Here is a 22,746-nt window from a genome sequence, read left to right as displayed (position 1 = left end):
GTGATTATGCTTTAACATTAGTTTGGGTGATGGAGGCTACCAGGTAAGTAACTCTGAACTGTGAATGAGTTAACGTGAGTGCAGCTTAAACTACCAACTCAATCACAGTTTTAGTTCATATCTTGAGGGTCCACATCAACTGACCAACGAACTTGGCGACTGAGTTTGCTATTTTCTAGATGTTGGGTAATCAAGCTAGTTAGTTGGTGTAAAGGCTGGCGATGTTGAGCTTGGATTACCAGCTGATAGCGAAATCGGCCCTGTCGCTTTTCCATTGGAGCAGGTAATGGGCCAAGTACTTCAACACTTTTGAATGTGTCATAACTGGCTTCAGCCTGTTGAGTACATAGGTAAGCTTCGTTCAGTAATGCTTCTGCTTTTTGCTGGTAGGAGGACTCGGCTCGAAACAACACCATGTAACCAAACGGCGGAAGCAATAGTCGCTGTCTTTCATTGAGAAGTGATTGTGTCATTTCATCATGCCGGCTTGCTTGGAGAAGTTGCAACATAGGGTGATTTGGCTGGTGGGTTTGAATGATTACTTCACCTTGAGTAGCTGCTCTGCCTGCTCGCCCTGCTACCTGGGTAAGCAGCTGGATGAGTTTTTCAACACCACGAAAATCACTACTGAACAGCCCGCTATCTGCATCGACAACAACCACTAAGCTCACTTTAGGAAAATGATGGCCTTTGGCCAGCATTTGAGTGCCTAATAAAATGGCAGGTTTTGCTTGATGGACTTTTTCAAGTAACTCCTGCATCGCGTATTTGCGCTGGGTAGTGTCACGATCAATGCGGATTAACTCAATATCTGGAAACCATTGATTTAGGGTTGCCTCGCAGCGTTCTGTTCCTGTGCCGACTGGATGCAAGCTATTTTGCTGACACTTTGGGCATAGGTGGGGAATGTTTTCCTCAACACCACAGTGATGACAACGCAATAAAGGGGGGTAGCGATGTAGAGTTAAATGGGCATCGCACTGGCCACAATCTGCCAACCAGCCACATTCATGACATATCAATGTTGGTGCAAAACCCCGCCGATTAATAAAGACCAGCACTTGATTGCCTGCATTTAAATGGCTAGCGATTACAGGCTGTAAGTCGACGGCTAAACCATCGGAAAGGGGCTTACCTTTCAAATCCAGCATGTTAATAGAGGGTGGTTCTGCATCACCGGCTCGGTCAGGTAACTCTAGCTTTTGATACCGGCCTGCAGATACATTAAATAGTGACTCTAATGATGGGGTTGCAGAGCCCAGCACGATTGGAATCTGTAATTGGTTGGCTCGATAAACGGCTACATCTCTGGCGGAGTAGCGCAGATTGTCTTGCTGCTTGAAAGAGCTGTCGTGTTCTTCATCGATAATGATCACGCCTGGCTTTGCCATTGGGGTAAAAATCGCTGAGCGAGTACCAATGATGATCCCTGCCTGCCCTGATGAGGCTGTTTGCCAGGCTTGCCAGCGCTCCAAATCTGTTAAGTTTGAGTGTAGTGCAACTATTGGTACACTGAATCTGGCTTTAAACCGTTGTAAGGTTTGTGGGGTTAAACCAATTTCAGGTATCAGTATCAAAGCTTGGCATTTTTGCTTTAAACAAGCCTCAATAATTTGTAAATACACTTCTGTTTTACCACTGCCAGTCACCCCTTTTAAGAGAAAACAGTGAAACTGGTTCAGTTGATTGGTTACTGTAGTGACTGCTTGTTGCTGTGATTGATTGAGTGTGAGTGCTGGTTCATATAGTAAGCTACTGGGCCAGGGTTTGATGAGTGTGGGTTCAGTAGTTTCCACTTCCTCAATTAACTGCTTTTGTTTTAATCCCTGAATAATGTGGTTGGCGATACCAAGCCCTTTCAGACCAGCTAGGGTAAGACCTGCTGGGTGCTCTAAAAGGGTTTTATAAGCAGCTAACTGCTTAGGTGCGCGGGATAGGGCGATAGTCTGATCTTGATTAGCAGTAACTGTATTATAACGTATGCTAGTGCCATAATTGGATGTTTTACCCTGTCTCAGTACAGCAGGCAGAGCGACTTGAAGAGTTTCTCCGAGGCTGTGGTGGTAGTATTTGGCTGTCCACTGACATAACTTGAGCAAGTCATCTGGAATAATAGGCTGCTTGTCAATCAGTTCAAGTACAGGCTTTAGTTTGTCAGTTGGCCAGTCTGACTGTTGACTGATGGCAATTAGCACCCCAATAAGCTGGCGATTACCAAAACTGACCTTTACTCGAATGCCTGGCTGTAAAGGTTGGTTATCCTTTTGACAGGGTTGTAAATAATCAAATAGGCGTCTAAAGGGTACGGGAAGAGCAACTTGTAAAAATACGTCTGGTGCCTGAGAGTCTTGCTGGCTCATTGAGTGATGGCTACTGGGCTGGGAAAAACCACTATCTTGACAGAAGTTGGTACGTGAGCCAATGCTTGTATACCAGTCCTGAAAACTTAAATCCTTAGTGCGCACAGCTTGCTTATTTAGTGCACTCTGGTAAGATGCGCGGTCTAATTTAAAAGACAGAATTTTCGTGCGGTGCTTGACGGCGAATCAGAGGTTTTGAGAGTTGATCAAGTGGCGGTACAGTTCCCTGAGGAATAATCCATGAAAGCTGATATTCATCCAAATTACGAAGAAATTACTGCAACTTGTAGCTGTGGCAATGAAATCAAAACTAGCTCTACTCTATGCAAGGATATTCACCTAGACGTTTGTTCTGCGTGTCACCCTTTCTATACTGGCAAACAGAAAGTACTAGACACTGGTGGTCGTATTGAACGGTTTAACAAGCGTTTCTCTGTGCGTGGTCTTAAGAAGTAAAATCATGCATTTCAGCTCAAAAAAGGCGCTACTGATTAGCGCCTTTTTTGTTGTCCAAATTTTTTCTGCAAGTTGGGCTAAAAATAGTTGTCAGCTAAAAGGCCCTTGGCATTCTGCGACACTGGCTAAAGTGTTAGATGGCGATACGCTACTATTGTCAGACGGTGAAAAAGTTAGACTGATTGGTGTAAACACGCCAGAACAATCAACTGATAATAGACCAGCAGAGCTTTTTGCTAACCAAGCCACTCAGCAAGCAAAAGCTTTTTTCAATGGTCAGCACGCCATTAAACTGCAGCGAGGGAAGCAGCCAAAAGATCACTATGGTCGAACCTTAGCTTATGTTGCACGTAGTGATGGTAAGTTGCTAAGTGAGTTCTTAGTGGCCCAAGGTGCGGCGTTTTATCTGGCAATACCTCCTAATTTAGAGTTGCTTTCCTGCTTAATTAAAATAGAACAACAAGCTAGACACCAGCGAAGTGGTCTATGGCATCATTATAATTCAGCTGACTCAATAAACATCAACAAGTCTGGCTTTAGCTTAGTAACCGGCAGGGTGGAAAAGGTTAGTCACTCTGCAAATGGTATATGGGTGGATTTGGTGGGGGAGCTAGTGCTGTTTATTCCTAAGGCCAGCAAAAAATACTTCAGTGGAAGTACACTTAAACAAGCGCAGGGTCGTTTAATCGAAGTGAGAGGCTGGCTGATTGACCGCAGGGCAAAGGGGCGTAAACTTAAACGAGGGAGGAAGCGGTGGATGATGAAAGTTTTTCATCCAGCGGCGATCATATTTAAATAAAGGTCACTGAGGTAGGAATGTCTCTAATGTGTCGTTTATTAGCGATTTCTTTTGTTTTATTGGCTGCCTTGCTTTCAGGCTGTGCTGTTAACCCCGCGACGGGCAATCGTGACTTTGTCATGATGTCTGAAAGTGATGAAATTTCCACTGGTCGCCGCCATGCGCAGCAGGTTAGCCAGCAATTGCCGATTTATCCAGATAAAAAGCTTCAGGCATATGTGCAAAGGGTTGGTCAGCGTATTGCCTCCAGAAGCCATCGGCCTAATATTGTTTATCAATTTACTATCGTCGACACACCAGACATAAACGCTTTTGCTTTGCCAGGAGGGTATATCTATATCCATCGGGGACTGATGGCTTATCTTAATTCTGAAGCTGACTTAGCTGCTGTTTTGGCTCATGAAATTGGTCATGTCACAGCTAGGCACAGTGTTCGTCAGCATAGCGCTAGCTTTGCAACCAGTGTGTTAGGTCAGGTGGTAGCTGCTTATACAGGTGTAGGTATGGCAGGAGATCTCACGAACTTATTAGGAACGGCGGTAGTAAGAGGGTATGGACGGGAGCATGAGTTAGAAGCTGATCGGTTAGGCGCTGAGTATCTGGCTAATGCAAACTATAACCCTCAGGCAATGATTAATGTGATTGGGGTGTTAAAAGACCAGTCAACATTTTCAGCGAAAAAGGCTAGAGCAGAAGGCCGAGAGCCAGTTTCTTATCATGGGGTTTTTGCCACCCATCCACGCCATGATGAGCGTTTGCAACAGGTAGTCAATAGTGTGCCCCAAGTGTCGGGTGATGATGGGCGAGAGCGCTATTTACGGGCAATTGATGGTTTGGCATTTGGTGATAGCACTCAAGCAGGGGTAAGAGTAGGACGGGACTTTTTACATAAGCCTATGGATTTGAAGATGACTTTTCCCAAGGGCTGGAAGATTCAAAATAACCCGGATAGTGTCGTTGCTTTATCTCCAAATGAGCAAGCAATACTAGCAATGAAACTGCTGCCTATTAAAAACCAGGTACAACCAGTGGAGTATGTTCGTGAGTTAATTGGTAGCGACCAAATGCTGGGTGGGCATGCTATTCAAAAGTCACAGATAAAGGGCTACTCAGCAATTGCCAAATCTGGTTTTCAGGGACAACCAAAACGAGTAGCGATTATTTACTATAAAGGGAAAGTATTTTTATTAGTAGGTGCTACTAAACAAAGCCGCTATTTCTCTAATTATGATCCACTAATGTTAGAGGCCATTCATAGCTTTCAAGTATTGCCACGCAAAGATTATAAAAAAGCGGAAGGCTTAAGAGTTAGGTTAACTCGTGCAAAACGTGGTGAAAGCTTTGCCCGACTAGCTAAACGTAGTGCTTTAACAGAATATTCAGTTGAGCAACTACGGCTGCTAAATCACTACTATCCTAGTGGTGAGCCAAAAGCGGGTGAGTGGCTAAAAGTAATACAGTAGTTGCAAGCGCAGTAGTTTTGCAAAAGCCTAATTGCGGAAGTTACCAGCTTGTTAGGCCCCCCCCTTTTTTATATGCTTCTTCCCACAAAATAAACAACTGGAATCATCGCCATGTCTGAGGATATGAAACAAGCCGCACTTGATTATCACGCCTATCCCAAGCCAGGGAAAATCAGTATTGAACTAACCACTTCAGCAGAAACCTCACGAGATCTCTCCTTGGCTTATAGTCCAGGTGTAGCAGAGCCCGTGCGTGAAATCGCTAAAGACCCAGAGGCTGCTTACAAATACACAGCAAAAGGTAACCTTGTTGCTGTTATTAGTAATGGCTCAGCAATTCTAGGTTTAGGTAATTTGGGTGCGTTGGCCAGTAAACCTGTAATGGAAGGCAAGAGTCTTTTATTTAAAAAGTTCGCGGGCGTTAATTCGATTGATATCGAAGTAGACTCAGAAAGTCCTCAGGCATTTATTGATACAGTCAAACGCATAGCAGACACTTTTGGTGGAATTAACTTAGAAGATATTAAAGCCCCTGAGTGCTTTGAAATTGAAAAAGCACTTATTGAAAAGTGTAAAGTGCCTATTTTTCATGATGACCAACACGGTACTGCGATTGTTACCGCGGCAGGCATGCTTAATGCCTTAGAAATAGCGGGTAAAACCATTGAAGATGCAAAAATGGTATGCTTGGGTGCTGGAGCTGCTGCTGTCGCTTGTACTAAGTTATTAATCAGTTGTGGAATGAGGCCAGAAAATATCTTGATGCTGGACCGTAAAGGTGTCATTCACAGTGGCCGTGATGACTTGAACCAGTATAAAGCAGCTTTTGCTAATGATACTGATAAACGGACATTGGATGATGCTATTGAAGGGGCTGATGTATTCCTCGGTTTATCAGGTCCAGATTTGTTAAAGGCAGCGCAGCTTGCCAAAATGGCTGAAAACCCAATTGTATTTGCTTGCTCTAACCCTGATCCTGAAATTAAGCCAGAATTAGCAAAACAAACCCGCCCAGATGTGATTATGGCAACCGGTCGTTCTGATTATCCAAACCAGGTAAACAATGTACTTGGCTTTCCCTTTATTTTTCGAGGTGCGTTAGATGTCCGAGCGACTGTGATCAATGAGGAAATGAAGATAGCGGCTGTTCATGCCATCAAGAACTTGGCAAAAGAGCCAGTGCCAGAGGAAGTGATTAAAGCTTATGGCGGTGAGAAAATGACTTATGGGCGGGAGTATATTATTCCTAAGCCAATGGATTCTCGATTGCTGGGTGAAGTTGCTGGTGCAGTGGCTAAAGCAGCAGAAATGTCTGGTGTGGCGAAAGCACCTTACCCTGAGCACTACCCGTTAAAGAGTATTGCTGATATCAAATAATTTCTAGTTAATGCTTATAAATAAAGAAGCCTCCAAGTGGAGGCTTCTTTATTGGGTTGTTTATTATAAAATTTTAGCCAAAGTGAGTGTTTTTTAGGGTAGGCCGTCAAAGTGATGAAGCCCTATGAGCCTATAAATAGGTGACTGGGGTGAAGAACGACAACAACACCCCTTAAAATTCACTCGCGAAGGATATACTAGAAGATATCTTCGGTTTTTAATGCCCCCTCATCATCTAACCCAGGTAGTTCACTTGATGGGTCATACTTAGGGACGAATTCCGTTCTGAATATCTCGAAAATAGTGTTATGAGCACTGGCTTGTGTAGGCTTGCCAGTATTGGCATTTATTTTTACTTTGACTAGTCCATCAGGTTGCTTTAAAGGCCGTTCTGACTTGCCTTCTAAGGCTTTTGCCATGTATTTAATCCAGATAGGAAGTGCAGCAGTACCACCAAACTCTCTACGACCTAAAGTGGATGGCTGGTCATACCCTACCCAAACAGTTGTGGTTAAATCACCATTAAAGCCAGAAAACCAAGCATCAACCTGATCATTGGTGGTGCCCGTTTTTCCTGCAATGTCAGAGCGTTTCAGTACTAAAGCCCGGCGCCCTGTGCCGCGCTTTATTACGTCCTGCAACATCGTGTAGAGAATATAATTGGCTCGCTCGTCCATAATGCGAGGGGCAGGCTTAAATGCGCCTCCTGCTTCTACTGAGCCGGCCAGATAAGGCTGGGCTTGATAAACAGGTTTATTTAGGCGCTCAATATGATCAATAAAATAAGGCTCAACTCGATATCCACCGTTGGCTAAGCTGGCATAGCCTTTAGCTAGGTCGATGGGAGTCATTGCCCCACTTCCTAGGGATAAGGATAAGTCTCGAGGTAAATGCTCTTGATCAAAACCAAATTTATTGACATAGGAAAGCATTTTATTAATGCCTAATGCCTGTAATAGTCGTATTGAAACTAGGTTGCGGGACTGGTACAGCGCTTTACGCAAGCGAGTAGGTCCAAGAAATTTACCACTAGAGTTTTTGGGGCGCCAGGCTTTATTCGTGCTTGTATCGTTGTAAATGATAGGGGCATCATTAACAGTACTGGCAGCTGTGTATCCATTCTCGAGAGCGGCACTATACAAGAAAGGCTTAAAGTTAGAGCCAGGTTGTCGTGCTGCTTGAGTCGCTCGGTTAAATTTACTGAGGTTAAAATCAAACCCGCCAACTAAAGCCTTTACTGCAGCATCTGACGGTCTCAGTGATACTAAGGCTCCCTGGACTTTAGGAATTTGCGCTAGATAAAGTGTTTTATCAACCTGAATAGTCCGAATTAAATCACCAACAGCAAGTACGTCGGCTGCTTTTTTGGGTGCGGGACCTAAGCTGTTAACGGTTTTATGGAGGCGTGCCCATTTCAACCCATCCCAGCTTAGTGTTTGCTCTCCGCTATCAGTTAGCACAGTAGCTGAATTTTCATCGAGGCTAGTAACAATTGCAGGTACTAATCGGCCAATAGGGGATACTTTGTTAAGCGCCTGCTGCCACTTTTCCAGATCAAAGCCTGCTTCAGGAGGCATTTGCTTTTCTGGGCCACGGTAACCATGACGCCATTCATACTCCACAAGGCCATCCTGCAGCGCTTGAGTTGCCATTAGCTGATTACTACTGGATATAGTCGTATAAACCGAATAGCCATCTGTGTAAGCGCTAGGGCCATAACGATCAACCATGGCTTTCCTCACCATTTCAGCAAGATAAGGTGCGTAAAGTTCAATGGTCAGTCCATGATATTTGGCAACTGCTGATGTGTTGGAGGCTTGCTGAAATTGCTGATCATTAATAAAACCCAGTTCATTCATACGGTGCAAAATCCAGTTACGCCTCTCTAGAGCGCGTTCTGGATTGACAATGGGGTTATATCGGGACGGCGCTTTGGGTAGGCCGGCGATCATAGCTATTTCTTCCAGGCTAAGCTCATTGAGGTCTTTGCCGTAATAAACCTGAGCGGCAGCAGCTACACCATAAGCGCGGTTGCCCAGATAAATTTTGTTCAAGTAAAGCTCAAGAACTTCCTCTTTAGATAGCTCGCGCTCAATTTGTAAAGCCAACAAGATTTCGTTGAACTTACGGGAGAAGACCCTTTCCCGGCTGAGAAAGAAGTTTCTTGCTACCTGCATGGTGATAGTGCTTCCCCCTGTTCTAATCGAGCCGCTTTGCAGCAACTCAACCGCCGCCCTGGCTAAACCTTTAGGGTCAACACCATGATGGCTGTAAAAACGATTATCTTCTGCTGCAACAAAAGCTTTAATTAAAAGTTCTGGCAGGTCGCTATACTTGATAGGGGTTCGACGCTTTTCACCAAACTCAGCAATGAGTTTCTGGTCAGCAGAGTAAACTCGCAGAGGTGTTTGTAATTTAACCTCTCTTAAAGTTTCCACATCCGGCAGACCAGGGCTAAGGTATAAGAAAGCGCTCGCTAAAATGAGGAATGTGCCACATATTGAAAGAAAAGTAGCCCATAGTAAAAATCTGATAAATGTCACAACTTTCCTCTAGATCCTACGAAATTGAATGGCTAAGCGTAAACATGGGTGATTGTGCCGCGATTTAATGATCATTATAAGGACTTTTTTAGCATTTCACAGAATTGCGGAATCACTGCTACTGTTATTTAATGTAGAAAAGTAACTTTCATTTGTAAGTACCCGGTGCTGATAGGAAATTGGCTGTGATTGGAATGCTAAAAAAGAAAACTCCAACAGTCCTTGGTATCGACATAAGTTCAACCTCGGTCAAGCTAATTCAGTTGAGCAGGTCTGGCAGCCGATACAAAGTAGAAGCTTATGCAGTGGAGCCACTGCCCGATAATGCTGTCGTTGAAAAAAATATCAACGAAGTGGAGGCGGTGGGTGATGTCATTGCAAAGGCATTTAAAAAGTCTCGAAGCAGCTGCAAAGATGTTGCAGTGGCAGTTGCTGGCTCGGCAGTTATCACTAAAGCCATTGAAATGGATGGTAGCCTGAGTGAAGACGAGATGGAAACCCAAATCTCGGTAGAGGCTGATCAGTATATTCCTTATCCACTGGATGAGGTGTCTATTGACTTTGAGGTCGTAGGGGCTGCTGAAAAGAACCCTCAGATGGTGGAAGTATTGTTAGCTGCCTGCCGAAAAGAAAATGTTGATATGCGTGAAGCGGTGCTCACTCATGCAGGTCTAACTGCTAAAGTGGTTGATGTGGAAGCTTACGCGATGGAGCGTGCTTTTGAGCTGCTGGAACCACAGCTCAAAGAGGTAGATGAGCCAACAGCTGCAGTGGTTGATATTGGCGCTACCATGACAACGCTCAGTGTGCTTAATAACGGTAAAACCATTTATACCCGTGAGCAACTATTCGGTGGCAAACAGCTGACTGAAGAAATTCAGCGTCGTTATGGGCTGTCATTTCAGGATGCAGGCTTGTCGAAAAAGCAAGGTGGTTTGCCTGATGACTATGAACCTGAAGTGTTGAGGCCTTTTATGGAGGCAGTGGTTCAACAGGTGTCAAGGTCGTTGCAGTTCTTCTTTTCTTCCAGCCAATTTAATGATGTGGACTATATTATTTTGGCAGGTGGCACTGCGTGTATTCCAGGTTTGGCTGCTATGGTTCAGGAGAAAATAGGTACCAGAACAGTAGTTGCCAACCCTTTTGCAGATATGTCATTAGCGAGATCAGTTAATTCTGCTGCGCTGATGAATGATGCCCCATCACTGATGATTGCTTGCGGTTTGGCAATGAGGAGCTTCGACTAATGGCTCGGATAAACCTCCTACCTTGGCGGGAAGAATTACGCGAGGAGCGCAAAAAACAATTTTTGGTTGTTTTGGCAGCAACGTTAGCAGTAGCTGGTGTCACAATATTTTTAGGTGACATGCAAATAAACGGTGCTATCGATTATCAACAGAGCAGAAATGAATTTATGAAGCAAGAAATTGCTGCTCTGGATAAAAAAATTGTGGAAATTAAAGAGCTCAAAAAAAAGCGTGAAGAATTGCTGGAGAGGATGAAGGTTATTCAGGATCTTCAAGGAAACCGGCCTATAATTGTTAGAGTATTTGATGAGCTGGTTAAATCTGTTCCTGATGGTGTTTTCTTTACCTCTTTGGAAATGAAAAAAAATCAGCTGTTGGTGAATGGTTTTGCTGAATCTAACAACAGAGTTTCAAACTTGATGCGAGACTTTGATAACTCAGACTGGTTTAACAACCCTAACCTTACTTCAGTAAAGGCTGCTGAAAAAAGTGATCTGGCTAACCAGTTTGTCCTGACCGTCAATCAGACAACTCCGAAAGCCCTTCAGGAGCAACAGAAGAAGGAGCAGGAACAATGAGTTTTGCTGATTCCTTTAAACAGTTAAATGACTTAGATCCTGAAAATATAGGGTCATGGCCGACTTTTGCAAAAGCCTTTGTAGTCATTGTTATTTTTGTGGCAGCAGTAGCAGCAGGCTATTACTTTCACTTAAGTGAACTTAAAAAGCGCTATGATCGGGTTCAGGGGGAAGAATCTACTTTAAAAGAGCAATACCGCCATAAAGCCTTTCAAGCTGCTAATCTTGATGCATACAAAACACAAATGGTTGAAATGGAAAAAACCTTTGGCGCGTTGGTGAAACAATTACCTAGTGATACTGAGGTGCCAGGTTTGTTAGAAGACATAAGCCGTGCAGGTCTGGGAAGTGGACTATATTTTAATGCTATTCAGCTACAGCCTGAAAGAGCTCAGGAGTTTTATATCGAGCTGCCGATTAATATCAGTGTACGCGGCAACTACCACGACTTGGGTAACTTTGTTAGCTCCGTGGCCAGTTTACCAAGGATTGTAACTTTGCATGATTTCAGCATAAAGCCTTCAGCTGATAACCCTGAAATTTTGAATATGGAAATAGTGGCCAAGACTTATCGTTATCATGATAAGTCTGAGGAAGCGAGCCAATAGGAGACGAGGCACCAGATGAGCAAACCGATGCATGTGAAATTGATTGCCCTGAGCGCCCTATGTGTTCTGGCTGGCTGTTCTCCCAGTGGCCAGTTTGCTGATTTAGAGCAGTATATTGAAGAGGTGCAAGCGCAACCGAAGGGGCAAATTCCACCACTTCCTAAATTTAGAACTTATGAAGCATTTACCTATAGCGCTTCTGGGTTACGTAGTCCTTTCCTGCCGCCAGTTAAAATTGAAATTGCTAAGGAAGATCAAGAAGAATCAACAGTACAGCCAGACCCAAACCGGCAGAAGGAGTACTTGGAAAGCTTTGGTATAGAGTCATTTGAAATGGTTGGAACCATGAGTAATGGTGCTCGTTTTTTAGGACTGGTTAAAGGAAGTGATGGCGTTCATAAGGTAGAAGTGGGTAATTACCTTGGCCGTAATCACGGTAAAATAATAGATATTACTGAAACAAAAATCAGTGTAATGGAAATTGTTCCAACAGGAAAAGACCGTTGGGTCGAAAGGCCAAGAGAAATAGAGTTAAAAGAAGGTGGCTAATCAGCACAAAATTAACTATATCGTTTATAGGGGGAATAAGGGTGCTGCTGCATTAATTCATCCCAAACGATATGAAGAAAAAAGAGGCTGATAAAATAATAAAGTTTTCTACCACTGAAAGTTTTATTACTAGCAAAAAATAAATACCTTTCGATTTATCTATAAATTGATAGTAGCGATTTGGTTTTACAAGCTTGACTTATTCACCAGTTTATAAAGCTTTTGGGGTGTGGTGAAACAACCAAGCTTGTTGGCAGAAAGTGGTACTGTCCAAGTAAAAAAATAGTAGCCATTACTGAAGTTTTGTTTGGCTACAATATAACTATTTATCCGGGCTCTGGGGATTTTTGATATTTCCTGAATTAAGAGCATTTAAACTCAATGAATCTGACAAAAACAACAACTGGTGGGTAGGTATGAGCACCAAATTAATAAAAAGTGCGGGAATTTCGTTGTTGGCTGCAGTGTTTAGTTTCGATTCACTGCAGGCACTTGCCGCAACTATTAAGGACCTAGAAGTAGCTTCTCTGCCTGGTGAAAAGGTTGAGCTAAAACTGGAGTTTGATGGCGGTGTACCTCAACCACGAGGTTACACAATAGAAAAGCCAGCCCGGATTTCAATTGATTTGCCTGGCACTAACAGTGCTTTGCCAAATAAATATAATGAAATTGGCTTTGGCAGTGCTAAAAGTTTAACCATTCTGGAAGCGAGAGACAGAACCCGTCTTATTGTTAATTTGGCGAAACCTTCTAAGTATGCCACTCGTATTGAAGGTAATAGCCTTTACATTTTGATTGGCTCTGATGTGACAGGGGCTGTAGCGGCTGCCAGCCAACAGACCAGTGAGTCGGCTGGGTCACAAGCAACAGCAACTACAAGGTCTTTGGCTCAGGCAACTAGCACTAGCAGAAAAATTAAAAAAGACTACGGTAGAAAAGCAATCACTAATATTGACTTTGAACGTGGTGAGAGTGGGGAAGGTAATGTAGTGATCACCTTGTCAAACCCCAGTGTGCCACTAGATATGTCTGAGGAGGCTGGGCGAATTAGACTTGAGTTTGCGGGTGCTGAACTACCTACCGAATTACGTAACCGCTTAGATGTAGTTGACTTTGCAACGCCAGTACATTTTATTGATGCCACTAAGGAGCGCAGTGGTGCAGTTATTGTCGTTGAGCCTGAAGGTTTTTATGATTATCTCGCTTATCAGACAGATAATACGCTGACAATCAGTGTTAAGCCATTAAAAGAGCAAGAAGTTGAACAAAGAAAGCGGGACCGGTTTGTTTATACTGGGGAAAAACTGTCGCTTAATTTCCAAAATATCGAAGTGAGAAACGTTCTCCAGCTAATAGCTGACTTTACTGATCTTAACTTGGTTGCTAGTGATACCGTAACTGGCGATATTACTCTACGGCTTCAAAACGTTCCTTGGGATCAAGCTTTGGATTTAGTACTAAAAGCTAAGGGATTGGATAAACGTAAAGTGGGCAATGTACTCATGGTGGCGCCTGCGGATGAAATAGCTGCCAGAGAAAAACAAGAGTTGGAAAATGATAAACAAATTGCAGAGTTGGCTCCCACTTTTACTGACTTGATACAAATTAATTATGCTGATGCGGCTGAGGTTGCTGTGGTATTACAAGGTAGTTCAGAAGGTGATGTTGGGCTGTTAAGTGAGCGTGGCACGGTTCAGGTGGTTGAAAGAACCAACAGCATATTAGTTCAGGATACCCGGAAAAAGTTGGATGAAATCATTGAGCTAATTAAGAAAATAGATATACCTGTCCAACAGGTACTTATAGAGGCTCGCATTGTAGATGCAAGTGATGATGCCGCAGAAGCGTTAGGTGTTCAGTGGGCAGGCCATTCAGACCGAACTAAAAAATGGACTGCTGAAGGAAATGATAAAAACGACTCAGGTGGATTAAAATTAAATTCAGGTGGAGATGAAGATCTATTACTAACAGATTTGGTACCTACAGGGACATTTAATCCCACTTCAAATCTATTATTAGGGTTTTCAACAGATAACACAGTTCTTTTTGCTCAACTCTATGCTTTGGAAAGTGAGGGGAAAACCGAGACTCTATCACAACCCAAAGTATTTACCACTAATAAAAAAGAAGCCTTAATTAAAACAGGCCAAGAAATAGCTTATCAAGAAGCCAGCTCTAGTGGAGCTACTTCAACTTCGTTTAAAGAGGCTGTACTCTCACTGAAAGTAACTCCACATATTACACCTGACAACCAAGTATTTTTGGATGTAGTTGTTAATAAAGACTCTGTAGCGACAGATATAGCGGGAACAGTACCAGGGATTAATACCAATGAGGTACAAACACAAGTGTTAGTACCTAATGGGCAGACAGTTGTCATTGGTGGTGTATTTGAGCAAGAAATAGAGCAAAATTCTTCTAAAGTACCTTTCCTTGGAGACATTCCCATTATAGGCCGGCTCTTTAGAAAAGATGAAAAGAGAGATAATAAGGATGAACTCCTCATTTTCATTACACCAAAAATCGTTGATAATGCTCTGACGTCGCGCTAACCAGTTATGTAATAGATGTCGAAGTACAATATATTTTTAATTGGCCCGATGGGTGCTGGCAAAAGCACCATCGGGCGTTTGCTTTCTAAAGAGCTGAACTTGCCGTTTAAAGACTCTGATCGAGAGATTGAAGCACGGTCAGGGGCGGATATTCCCTGGATTTTTGATGTGGAAGGTGAAGAGGGCTTCAGGCTACGGGAAACCAGTATGTTGGAGGACCTGGTTCAAGATGAGCAGGTAGTATTGGCTACTGGTGGTGGCGCTGTGTTGAAGCAGGAAAACCGACAGCTGTTGACTACCTATGGTACAGTGGTCTATCTGGAAACCAGTGTTGAACAACAGTTGGAGCGTACCTCTCGAGACAAGCGCAGGCCATTACTGCAGCAGGCTGACCCTAGAACAGTTTTGACTGAACTACTTGCTGTGAGAGGCCCTATTTATGAGTCGCTAGCAGATATCACCATTCACACAGATGGTATGTCACCTCGTGGGGTGGTGAGTGAAATAGTGGAAGCACTGAACCAACTGGATAGAATCCAATAACTCAATTCATCAATATTAAAGTGCTGTAAATCAAGATGGAAAAGTTAATTGTAGATTTAGCTGAAAGAAGTTACCCCATATACGTCGGAAAACAATTAATTGATCAGCTTGAGTACTATCAGCCGCATATTGATGGAAAACAAGTTTTAATAATCACTAATGAAACTATTGCCCCGTTGTATTTAGAACGGGTCAAACAAGCTCTGTCTGATCGCTATCATGTGGCTGAAGTGATTTTACCTGATGGTGAGCAATATAAGACATTAGTGACAGTTGAAAAAATCTATGATGCTTTATTAACCAATAAATTCAATCGTACAGTTACCTTAATTGCTCTAGGTGGTGGTGTTATTGGTGATATCACAGGCTTTGCTGCTGCTACCTATCAACGAGGGGGTAACTTTATTCAGGTACCAACCACGTTGTTAGCTCAAGTGGACTCATCAGTGGGTGGCAAAACCGGAGTCAATCATCCACTGGGTAAGAATATGATTGGTGCTTTTTACCAGCCTAAGTGCGTGATTGCTGATACTACTACCTTAAATACATTGCCAGACCGAGAGTTGTCAGCGGGTATTGCTGAAGTCGTAAAATATGGTTTAATTTGCGATAAACCTTTCTTTGGCTGGTTAACTGACCATATGGACTTGTTGGTTAACAGGAGCCTTGGTGATTTAAGCTATGCTATTTTGCGCTCCTGTGAAAATAAAGCCAAAGTCGTCGCTGAAGATGAAAGAGAAGGTGGTATTCGCGCTATTTTGAATTTAGGTCATACCTTTGGCCATGCTATTGAAAACTATATGGGCTATGGAAAGTGGTTGCATGGTGAAGCGGTTGCCGTAGGTATGGTACAAGCAGCTGAATTGTCTCATAGAATTGGTTGGTTAACTGAGTCAGAAGTAACCAAGATCAAGTCGTTATTACAGCAAGCAAATTTACCAGTGGTACCGCCGACTGAAATGTCTGCTGATGATTATTTGGAATTAATGGCAGTGGATAAAAAGGTTATTGATGGCCAGCTACGGCTTGTATTGCTAAAGTCTATTGGTAAAGCCATTGTGACAGCTGACTTTGACCAGCAGCACTTACTTGATACTTTGGTAGTCTAATAGTTAATTTGTATTCTTATTTTGTTTAGTTAGGTCAATGTTATTTTGTGATAGATGATTTTCAGCAGCACCTGCAGCAAGCGAAAAAACTTATAGCAAAACATAGCAGTTCATTTTTTTGGAATGGTGCTGAGCGGGGCAGAGCTGTTGAACAAATAAATCATCTGGTCAACTTTAGTCAGCTACTGCTATTAGTCGCTGGTCCTACTAGCAGTGGTAAAACCACTGTTCTTCAACAGGCTAATCAGACGCTACAAGAGCAGTGTCGCATTTGCTTTATCACTGCAGCGCCAATGATGAATGCTAGCCAGTTATTTTCTCAGCTATGGAAAAAACTGGTTGATCAAACCCAGCCCGTTAGTGTTAAAACCCCCGAAGCCCTATTGTTTGCTGTTAGAGATGTTTTATTGACCGAACAGCAGGCTATCGTATTGATAGATGATGCCTTATTACTCGATGTGGACGCATTACGTCTGTTAGTGGTGTTAGCAATTAAAGCCAATGAGCATAGTTTGCCTATTCATTTTATCATTTCGGGGAGTGAAACATTAGCTAACAAACTACAGCAATGCAATCAATTAGCTAAGACTGACCTGTTGTATACCATCCACTTAAATCAATTAACACTGGAAGAAACTGCTGATTATTTGCGTCAGTACTTAAAAATAACAGCAGCTGGAGAGGTAAAGGAACTTACGACAACTGACTTAGACAAAATCCATAAGCAGGCACAAGGTAACTTTAGCAAGCTGAATATGCTTGCCGATGAGGTATTAGCACGCAAGATGGATATCAGTGAGCCAACTAAGCTAGGGCTACCGAAGGGGCATCTCTATGCTATCGCTATAGTGGCAGGTACTTTATTAATATTGCTGTTAGTAAATTCACTGTTTTTTTCTGAAGTTCCAGAGCCAGCTCAATTTAAAGCAGAAATCAGTAGTAAAACCACAACTATCGAAGTGCCCCTTTGGGATGAGGAGGCTGCTGTAACAACCCCAGAGCTACCTATCGTTGAAACTGAGTTAACCACTGAAGTATCTGAAGCTGATAAAAAACAATTTGATCAACCTATTGAAAATAAAGTTACTAACACCGTTATTAACATAGAAAAAACCAAAGTAGATTCAAATGATCAGAAACAAGTTGCAGTAGAAGAAAAAACTAAAAAGCCGTTTAATGGTGAACAGACACCAGTAGAAAAAGCTGATTCAAGTGCCCGACAAAAGCAGTCTGATTCTATTGCTAGCACTAGCCTTGCACCTGATCAAAAAACAGTAGAAAAAAAGCAACCAGTAGAGCCTAAGGTTAACAAGCCACAACCAAAACAACAGGTTAAGCAAACCAAACAACCAGTTAAATCTCCAGTAAGAGTTACTAAGAAAAAATCACCAGTTTTTTTTGCTGATGAAAACTGGTACTTAAGGCAGCCTAAATCAAGTTATGTACTACAGGTGTTAGGTGTTAGCTCAAGTCGGGGGGCTAAAGCATTTATTAAGAAACACTGGGCTGCTGGCAAGTTAAAGTATTTTCGGACTTATTATAAAGGCAAACCGTGGTATGTCGTCACTATTGGCTTGTATCATAATCGTGATTCTGCACTAACAGCTTCTCGCCAATTACCACTAGAGCTTAGACAGCAAAAACCCTGGGCTAGAAGTGTTGCGAGTGTTCAGGCGGATATTCGGAAAAACTAATAAGCTGTTATTCAAGACGGTTATTGCTCTTCAGCTACAATATGTTGTTGAGATTGAATGTACTTTCACTATCCTGTAACCCAATCCACGTTGCCTGCCTATTAATCAACTGGCTTTTAAAACGCAGTAAGTAGATAAGAATAAGTGGGTTTTAACTAAAAGCACTTCTAAAAGACTTGGTATGCTCTTATTGAAAGAGGGAGACCAGTAACTTCTACTTTATGGGTGAGATATCACCAACAATTGCAATATGAGCTGTCTAATAAAATTATGACTATGAGACACCTATTTGTCTCAGATGGACATCATGTGTAGAATGTTTGCCCCTTGCACCAAAATTGCTACCGCATAATAACAACACCAAGGATAGCTAAGTAACTAAAAAATCAAGAAATTCCTGGTGAGAGTGTGCCATATGAAAGTTTTGTATCACCCTGAGCAGTATAGGGATAACTGTGGATTTGGTTTAATTGCACATCGTGATGGGCAAAAGAGTCACCACTTACTGCAAACGGCTATTGAAGCGCTAACTTGTATGACTCATCGTGGTGGAATTGCCGCCGATGGTAAAACAGGTGATGGCTGTGGTTTGTTAATTCAAAAGCCTGATAGTTTTTTTCGTGCTGTTGCCAAAGAGACTTTCCAACAAGCTTTAAATCAGCACTATGCTGTGGGGATGGTGTTTTTAAGCGCAGAAGATGCCATTGCAGATAAAGGTCGTGAGGCACTTAATCATCACTTAGCTGACCAAGGGCTAGAAGTTGTGGGCTGGCGAACTGTGCCAACTAATCCCGAGTGCTTAGGTCCTATCGCCAAAGATATCCTGCCTAAAATAGAGCAGGTATTTGTTAACTGTCCTTATGGAATGTCTGAAGAACAGTTTGAAGTTGGCCTGTTTATGGCCAGGCGTCGGGCTGGCTTAGTTATTAAGAACAATAAGCACTTTTATATGTGCAGCCTAGCCCAGCGAGTCATTTCCTATAAAGGCCTAATGATGCCGGTGGATTTGCCCAAGTTCTATCCAGATTTGGGTGACTCCCGGTTTGAGACGGCAATTTGCGTATTTCATCAACGCTTTTCCACTAACACCATGCCTGAGTGGCACTTAGCCCAGCCATTTCGGATGTTGGCTCATAACGGTGAGATCAATACCATTAGCGGTAACCGCAACTGGTCAGTGGCAAGAAGCAGCAAGTTTCGTTCAGAACGTTTGCCTGAGATGGATACGGTTAAACCAGTAGTCAACACCACCGGGTCAGACTCATCCAGCCTGGATAATATGCTGGAAGTATTGGTGAATGGCGGAGTGGACATTTATCGTGCCTTGAGAATGCTGATTCCACCTGCCTGGCAAAACGTAAATACGATGGATTCTGATCTGAGGGCATTCTATGAGTACAACTCCATGCATATGGAGCCTTGGGATGGCCCAGCAGGCTTGGTAATTACTGATGGCTTAAAAGCGATCTGTATGCTGGACCGTAATGGTTTGCGGCCTTCTCGCTGGGTAATGACCAAACAAGGTTATATTACGGTTTCATCAGAAATTGGGGTTTATGGCTATCAGCCGGAAGATGTAATTGCTAAGGGCCGGGTAGGGCCAGGTGAAATGCTGGCCATTGATACTGAAACCGGCCAGATCCATGAAGCCAAAGCCATCGATAACTACCTGAAAACCAAACAGCCCTATAAAAAGTGGCTAAAAGAGCACGCTTATCGCATTCAATCAAAATATTTTGAAGAGCCCCACCGGCTTGATCAGCATTTCGATCGTGAAGAGCTGAAAACCCATATGAAAATGTTTCAGGTTACTTTCGAAGAGCGAGATCAAGTACTGCGCCCATTAGCGGAAGGTGGCCAGGAAGCAGTGGGCTCAATGGGTGATGATACGCCAATGGCCGTATTGTCTCAGCGAGTACGCCCAGTTTACGATTATTTTCGCCAGCAATTTGCCCAGGTAACCAATCCGCCCATTGACCCGTTACGAGAAGCGATTGTGATGTCGCTGGAAACCTGTATTGGTGCGGAGAAAAACCCGTTTGAAGAAACGCCGCAACATGCCGCGCGGGTAATTTTGGGCTCACCAGTATTGTCGCCCATCAAGTTTTTAAAGCTCTTTGATATTGAAAAACCTGGCTTTGAAGCTACCACTATTTCACTTAACTACCCTGAAGAAGAAAGTCTGGAAGGTGCTATTAACAATGTTTGCAGGCAAGCAGAACAGGCTGCTCGTGATGGTAAAGTGATTTTACACTTTACTGATAGAGATATTCAGCCAGGTCAGCTGCCTATTCATGCAGCAATGGCAACAGGTGCAGTGCATCATCATTTAATAGCAAAAGGCTTGCGTTGTAATACTAATATTGTTGTAGAAACTGCCACTGCCAGAGATCCTCACCACTTTGCGGTATTAATTGGTTTTGGTGCAACTGCTGTATACCCCTATTTAAGTTATGAAGTGATTTATGACTTAATTAGAACTGGAGAATTGTTAGCTGACCCTATCCCTGCTTTTAAGGCCTATCGAAAGGGTATTAATAAAGGGTTGATGAAAATCCTGTCAAAAATGGGGATTTCTACCATTGTTTCCTACCGAGGTGCTCAGTTATTCGAAGCCATTGGAATTAGCAGTGAAGTAGTGGATCTGTGTTTTAAAGGGGTGGCCAGCCGAATCGAAGGCGCTAACTTTGAGCATTTTGCTTATGAGCAACAGTTGTTGGCTAAAGAAGCTTGGAAGCCTCGTAAGTCAATCCAGCCCGGTGGGTTACTCAAATATATTCATGGCATGGAATATCATGCGTTTAACCCTGATGTTGTACAGACCTTACAAAATGCAGTTAAAAACAGTGATTACCAAATATTTAAAGAATACTCACGACTAGTCAATGAAAGACCAGTCGCAACTATCCGTGATTTGTTCAAGCTTGAGTCTGATCGAAAGCCGATTGCCATTGATGAAGTGGAGTCAGTTGAGCAAATTGTTCGCCGCTTTGATAGTGCAGCCATGTCGCTAGGGGCGCTTTCTCCTGAAGCTCATGAAGCGTTAGCTGAGGCGATGAACCGACTGGGGGCTCGTTCTAACTCAGGAGAGGGTGGTGAAGACCCTGCTCGATTTGGTACCAATAAAGTATCCAAGATTAAGCAAATAGCTTCCGGCCGGTTTGGGGTGACGCCTCACTACTTGATGAATGCGGAAGTTTTGCAAATTAAAGTAGCTCAGGGGGCTAAGCCAGGCGAAGGTGGTCAGCTACCCGGCAGTAAAGCTAATCAGTTGATTGCCCGGCTACGTTATTCCGTACCAGGGGTGACTTTGATATCACCGCCACCTCATCACGATATTTATTCGATTGAGGACCTGGCTCAGCTGATTTTTGACTTAAAGCAGATCAACCCTGAAGCGCTGGTTTCAGTCAAGCTAGTATCAGAGCCGGGAGTCGGCACTATTGCTGCAGGTGTGGCAAAAGCCTACGCCGATTTAATCACTATTTCTGGCTATGACGGTGGTACAGCCGCGAGTCCACTTAGCTCGATTCGTTATGCTGGGTCGCCCTGGGAGCTGGGCTTAAGTGAAACTCATCAGGCGCTGCGAGCGAATGACCTTCGAGGCAAAGTCAGAGTCCAAACTGATGGTGGTCTGAAAACGGGATTGGATGTTATCAAAGCGGCTATGTTAGGGGCTGAAAGTTTTGGCTTTGGTACAACTCCGATGGTGGCAATGGGCTGCAAGTATCTACGTATTTGTCATCTCAATAACTGTGCGACAGGCGTTGCCACCCAGGACAAGCACCTTAGAGACCACCACTTTATTGGCACAGTGGAAATGGTGATTAACTTTTTCACTTATATGGCCCAGGAAGTGAGGGAGTTATTAGCGTCGTTAGGCTATCGCAGTTTAGATGAAATCATTGGTCGTACAGATTTATTAACAAGCGCTGAGGGCACGACACCTAAACAGCAGAACTTGGATCTATCGCCAATTTTAGATCATAGCCATATCCCTCAAGACAAGCCTCATCGTTGCTTGGTTGGACATAATAATCCGTTTGATCGCGGTGAGTTAGCTGAACGAATGGTGCAAGATATTCTGCCTGCTATAGAAAACCTGACTGGTGGTGAATATCAATATCGAGTGAGTAATTGTGATCGGTCAATAGGTGCCAGACTTTCTGGGGAAATAGCCAAGCGTTATGGTAACCAAGGTATGGCTGATAGCCCTGTGACCTTAAAACTGATAGGAACAGCGGGTCAGTCGTTTGGTGTGTGGAATGCTGGTGGTTTGGACATGTACCTGGAAGGGGATGCAAATGACTATGTAGGCAAAGGAATGACAGGGGGTAAGCTGGTTATCGTTCCACCAAAGCAAAGTGAGTTTAAGTCTCAAGATACTGCGGTTATTGGAAATACCTGTTTATATGGAGCCACTGGCGGAAAGTTATTTGCTGCTGGTAGAGCTGGTGAGCGACTGGCGGTAAGAAACTCTGGTGCCCATGTAGTTGTTGAGGGAGCTGGCGACCATTGTTGTGAATATATGACTGGGGGTGTAGTAACAGTATTAGGACAGGCTGGACATAACTTTGGTGCAGGGATGACCGGCGGTTTTGCTTATGTACTGGATTTAGATCGACATTTTTTTGATCGCTACAACTATGAGTTAGTGGAAATTCATCGCATTGATACAGAAGCGATGGAGCAATATAAAAGCTATCTCTACACGATTATTGAGGAGTATGTAGCGGAGACGGGCAGTGAATGGGGTAAAACCATTCTTGATGATATGTACGACTTTATTGGTAAGTTCTGGTTGGTTAAACCGAAAGCTGCGAACTTAGACCAGCTGTTGTCAAGTATTCGTACCCGTCCCGAGTAAT

Annotated in this window: 15 protein-coding genes; 13 read left to right on the top strand and 2 right to left on the bottom strand. The window is 43.3% G+C overall.

The window, feature by feature from the left end:
- Positions 1–110: 110 nt before the first annotated feature.
- Positions 111–2,465, bottom strand: a complete 2,355-nt coding sequence (locus tag G4Y78_RS26420; protein WP_329604916.1) for a primosomal protein N' — start codon at positions 2,463–2,465, stop codon at positions 111–113.
- Positions 2,466–2,600: 135 nt separating this feature from the next.
- Between G4Y78_RS26420 and rpmE the strand changes: the two genes are divergently transcribed.
- The 4 genes from rpmE to G4Y78_RS26400 all read left to right on the top strand — a co-directional run bounded on the left by rpmE (position 2,601) and on the right by G4Y78_RS26400 (position 6,455).
- Positions 2,601–2,816 carry a 50S ribosomal protein L31 gene (rpmE, locus tag G4Y78_RS26415; protein WP_163835953.1) on the top strand — a complete coding sequence of 72 codons (216 nt, stop codon included), beginning with the start codon at positions 2,601–2,603 and terminating at the stop codon, positions 2,814–2,816.
- A gap of 4 nt (positions 2,817–2,820) precedes the next feature.
- A complete protein-coding gene (locus G4Y78_RS26410; RefSeq protein WP_163835952.1) occupies positions 2,821–3,615 on the top strand; it encodes a thermonuclease family protein in 795 nt (264 codons plus the stop codon).
- A 26-nt stretch (positions 3,616–3,641) separates the two neighbouring features.
- A complete protein-coding gene (locus G4Y78_RS26405) occupies positions 3,642–5,078 on the top strand; it encodes a M48 family metalloprotease (protein ID WP_163835951.1) in 1,437 nt (478 codons plus the stop codon).
- A 111-nt stretch (positions 5,079–5,189) separates the two neighbouring features.
- Positions 5,190–6,455, top strand: coding sequence for a malic enzyme-like NAD(P)-binding protein (locus G4Y78_RS26400; RefSeq protein ID WP_163835950.1), 1,266 nt, complete (start codon positions 5,190–5,192; stop codon positions 6,453–6,455).
- A gap of 197 nt (positions 6,456–6,652) precedes the next feature.
- On the opposite strand, the gene G4Y78_RS26395 is transcribed toward G4Y78_RS26400, so the two are convergent.
- A complete protein-coding gene (locus tag G4Y78_RS26395) occupies positions 6,653–8,893 on the bottom strand; it encodes a penicillin-binding protein 1A (protein ID WP_230425651.1) in 2,241 nt (746 codons plus the stop codon).
- Between the two features lie 299 nt (positions 8,894–9,192).
- On the opposite strand from G4Y78_RS26395, the gene G4Y78_RS26390 reads away from it, so the two are divergent.
- From G4Y78_RS26390 to gltB, 9 genes are all read left to right on the top strand, one after another.
- The gene (locus G4Y78_RS26390; RefSeq protein ID WP_408022104.1) at positions 9,193–10,245 is read left to right on the top strand and encodes a pilus assembly protein PilM; all 1,053 of its coding nucleotides are present in this window, start codon (positions 9,193–9,195) and stop codon (positions 10,243–10,245) included.
- A complete protein-coding gene (locus tag G4Y78_RS26385; protein WP_163835947.1) occupies positions 10,245–10,823 on the top strand; it encodes a PilN domain-containing protein in 579 nt (192 codons plus the stop codon). Before G4Y78_RS26390 ends, G4Y78_RS26385 begins: the two co-directional genes overlap by 1 nt.
- Entirely contained in the window at positions 10,820–11,431 is a 612-nt protein-coding gene (locus G4Y78_RS26380; RefSeq protein ID WP_163835946.1) for a type IV pilus inner membrane component PilO, read from the top strand. Before G4Y78_RS26385 ends, G4Y78_RS26380 begins: the two co-directional genes overlap by 4 nt.
- 15 nt (positions 11,432–11,446) lie before the next feature.
- Positions 11,447–11,980, top strand: a complete 534-nt coding sequence (locus G4Y78_RS26375; protein ID WP_230425650.1) for a pilus assembly protein PilP — start codon at positions 11,447–11,449, stop codon at positions 11,978–11,980.
- Between the two features lie 416 nt (positions 11,981–12,396).
- Entirely contained in the window at positions 12,397–14,532 is a 2,136-nt protein-coding gene (gene pilQ, locus G4Y78_RS26370) for a type IV pilus secretin PilQ (protein ID WP_163835945.1), read from the top strand.
- A gap of 15 nt (positions 14,533–14,547) precedes the next feature.
- A complete protein-coding gene (gene aroK, locus G4Y78_RS26365; RefSeq protein ID WP_163835944.1) occupies positions 14,548–15,075 on the top strand; it encodes a shikimate kinase AroK in 528 nt (175 codons plus the stop codon).
- Between the two features lie 35 nt (positions 15,076–15,110).
- Positions 15,111–16,184 (top strand): 3-dehydroquinate synthase, encoded by a 1,074-nt coding sequence (gene aroB, locus G4Y78_RS26360; RefSeq protein ID WP_163835943.1) that lies wholly within the window; start codon positions 15,111–15,113, stop codon positions 16,182–16,184.
- 47 nt (positions 16,185–16,231) lie between these two features.
- Positions 16,232–17,878 carry an AAA family ATPase gene (locus tag G4Y78_RS26355; protein ID WP_163835942.1) on the top strand — a complete coding sequence of 549 codons (1,647 nt, stop codon included), beginning with the start codon at positions 16,232–16,234 and terminating at the stop codon, positions 17,876–17,878.
- A gap of 415 nt (positions 17,879–18,293) precedes the next feature.
- Positions 18,294–22,745 carry a glutamate synthase large subunit gene (gene gltB / locus G4Y78_RS26350; protein WP_163835941.1) on the top strand — a complete coding sequence of 1,484 codons (4,452 nt, stop codon included), beginning with the start codon at positions 18,294–18,296 and terminating at the stop codon, positions 22,743–22,745.
- Position 22,746: the final 1 nt, after the last annotated feature.

It is taken from the genome of Spartinivicinus ruber, assembly GCF_011009015.1.
In the GTDB taxonomy this organism is placed as follows: Bacteria; Pseudomonadota; Gammaproteobacteria; order Pseudomonadales; family Zooshikellaceae; genus Spartinivicinus; species Spartinivicinus ruber.
Note: the sequence above shows the minus strand (reverse complement) of the source record. Positions and strands in the feature narration are given on the sequence as shown.

Coding starts and splice junctions, on each gene's coding strand:
- rpmE (WP_163835953.1), top strand. CDS start 2,601: ATGAAAGCTGATATTCATCCAAATTACGAAGAAATTACTGCAACTTGT.
- G4Y78_RS26410 (WP_163835952.1), top strand. CDS start 2,821: ATGCATTTCAGCTCAAAAAAGGCGCTACTGATTAGCGCCTTTTTTGTT.
- G4Y78_RS26405 (WP_163835951.1), top strand. CDS start 3,642: ATGTGTCGTTTATTAGCGATTTCTTTTGTTTTATTGGCTGCCTTGCTT.
- G4Y78_RS26400 (WP_163835950.1), top strand. CDS start 5,190: ATGTCTGAGGATATGAAACAAGCCGCACTTGATTATCACGCCTATCCC.
- G4Y78_RS26390 (WP_408022104.1), top strand. CDS start 9,193: ATGCTAAAAAAGAAAACTCCAACAGTCCTTGGTATCGACATAAGTTCA.
- G4Y78_RS26385 (WP_163835947.1), top strand. CDS start 10,245: ATGGCTCGGATAAACCTCCTACCTTGGCGGGAAGAATTACGCGAGGAG.
- G4Y78_RS26380 (WP_163835946.1), top strand. CDS start 10,820: ATGAGTTTTGCTGATTCCTTTAAACAGTTAAATGACTTAGATCCTGAA.
- G4Y78_RS26375 (WP_230425650.1), top strand. CDS start 11,447: ATGAGCAAACCGATGCATGTGAAATTGATTGCCCTGAGCGCCCTATGT.
- pilQ (WP_163835945.1), top strand. CDS start 12,397: ATGAGCACCAAATTAATAAAAAGTGCGGGAATTTCGTTGTTGGCTGCA.
- aroK (WP_163835944.1), top strand. CDS start 14,548: ATGTCGAAGTACAATATATTTTTAATTGGCCCGATGGGTGCTGGCAAA.
- aroB (WP_163835943.1), top strand. CDS start 15,111: ATGGAAAAGTTAATTGTAGATTTAGCTGAAAGAAGTTACCCCATATAC.
- gltB (WP_163835941.1), top strand. CDS start 18,294: ATGAAAGTTTTGTATCACCCTGAGCAGTATAGGGATAACTGTGGATTT.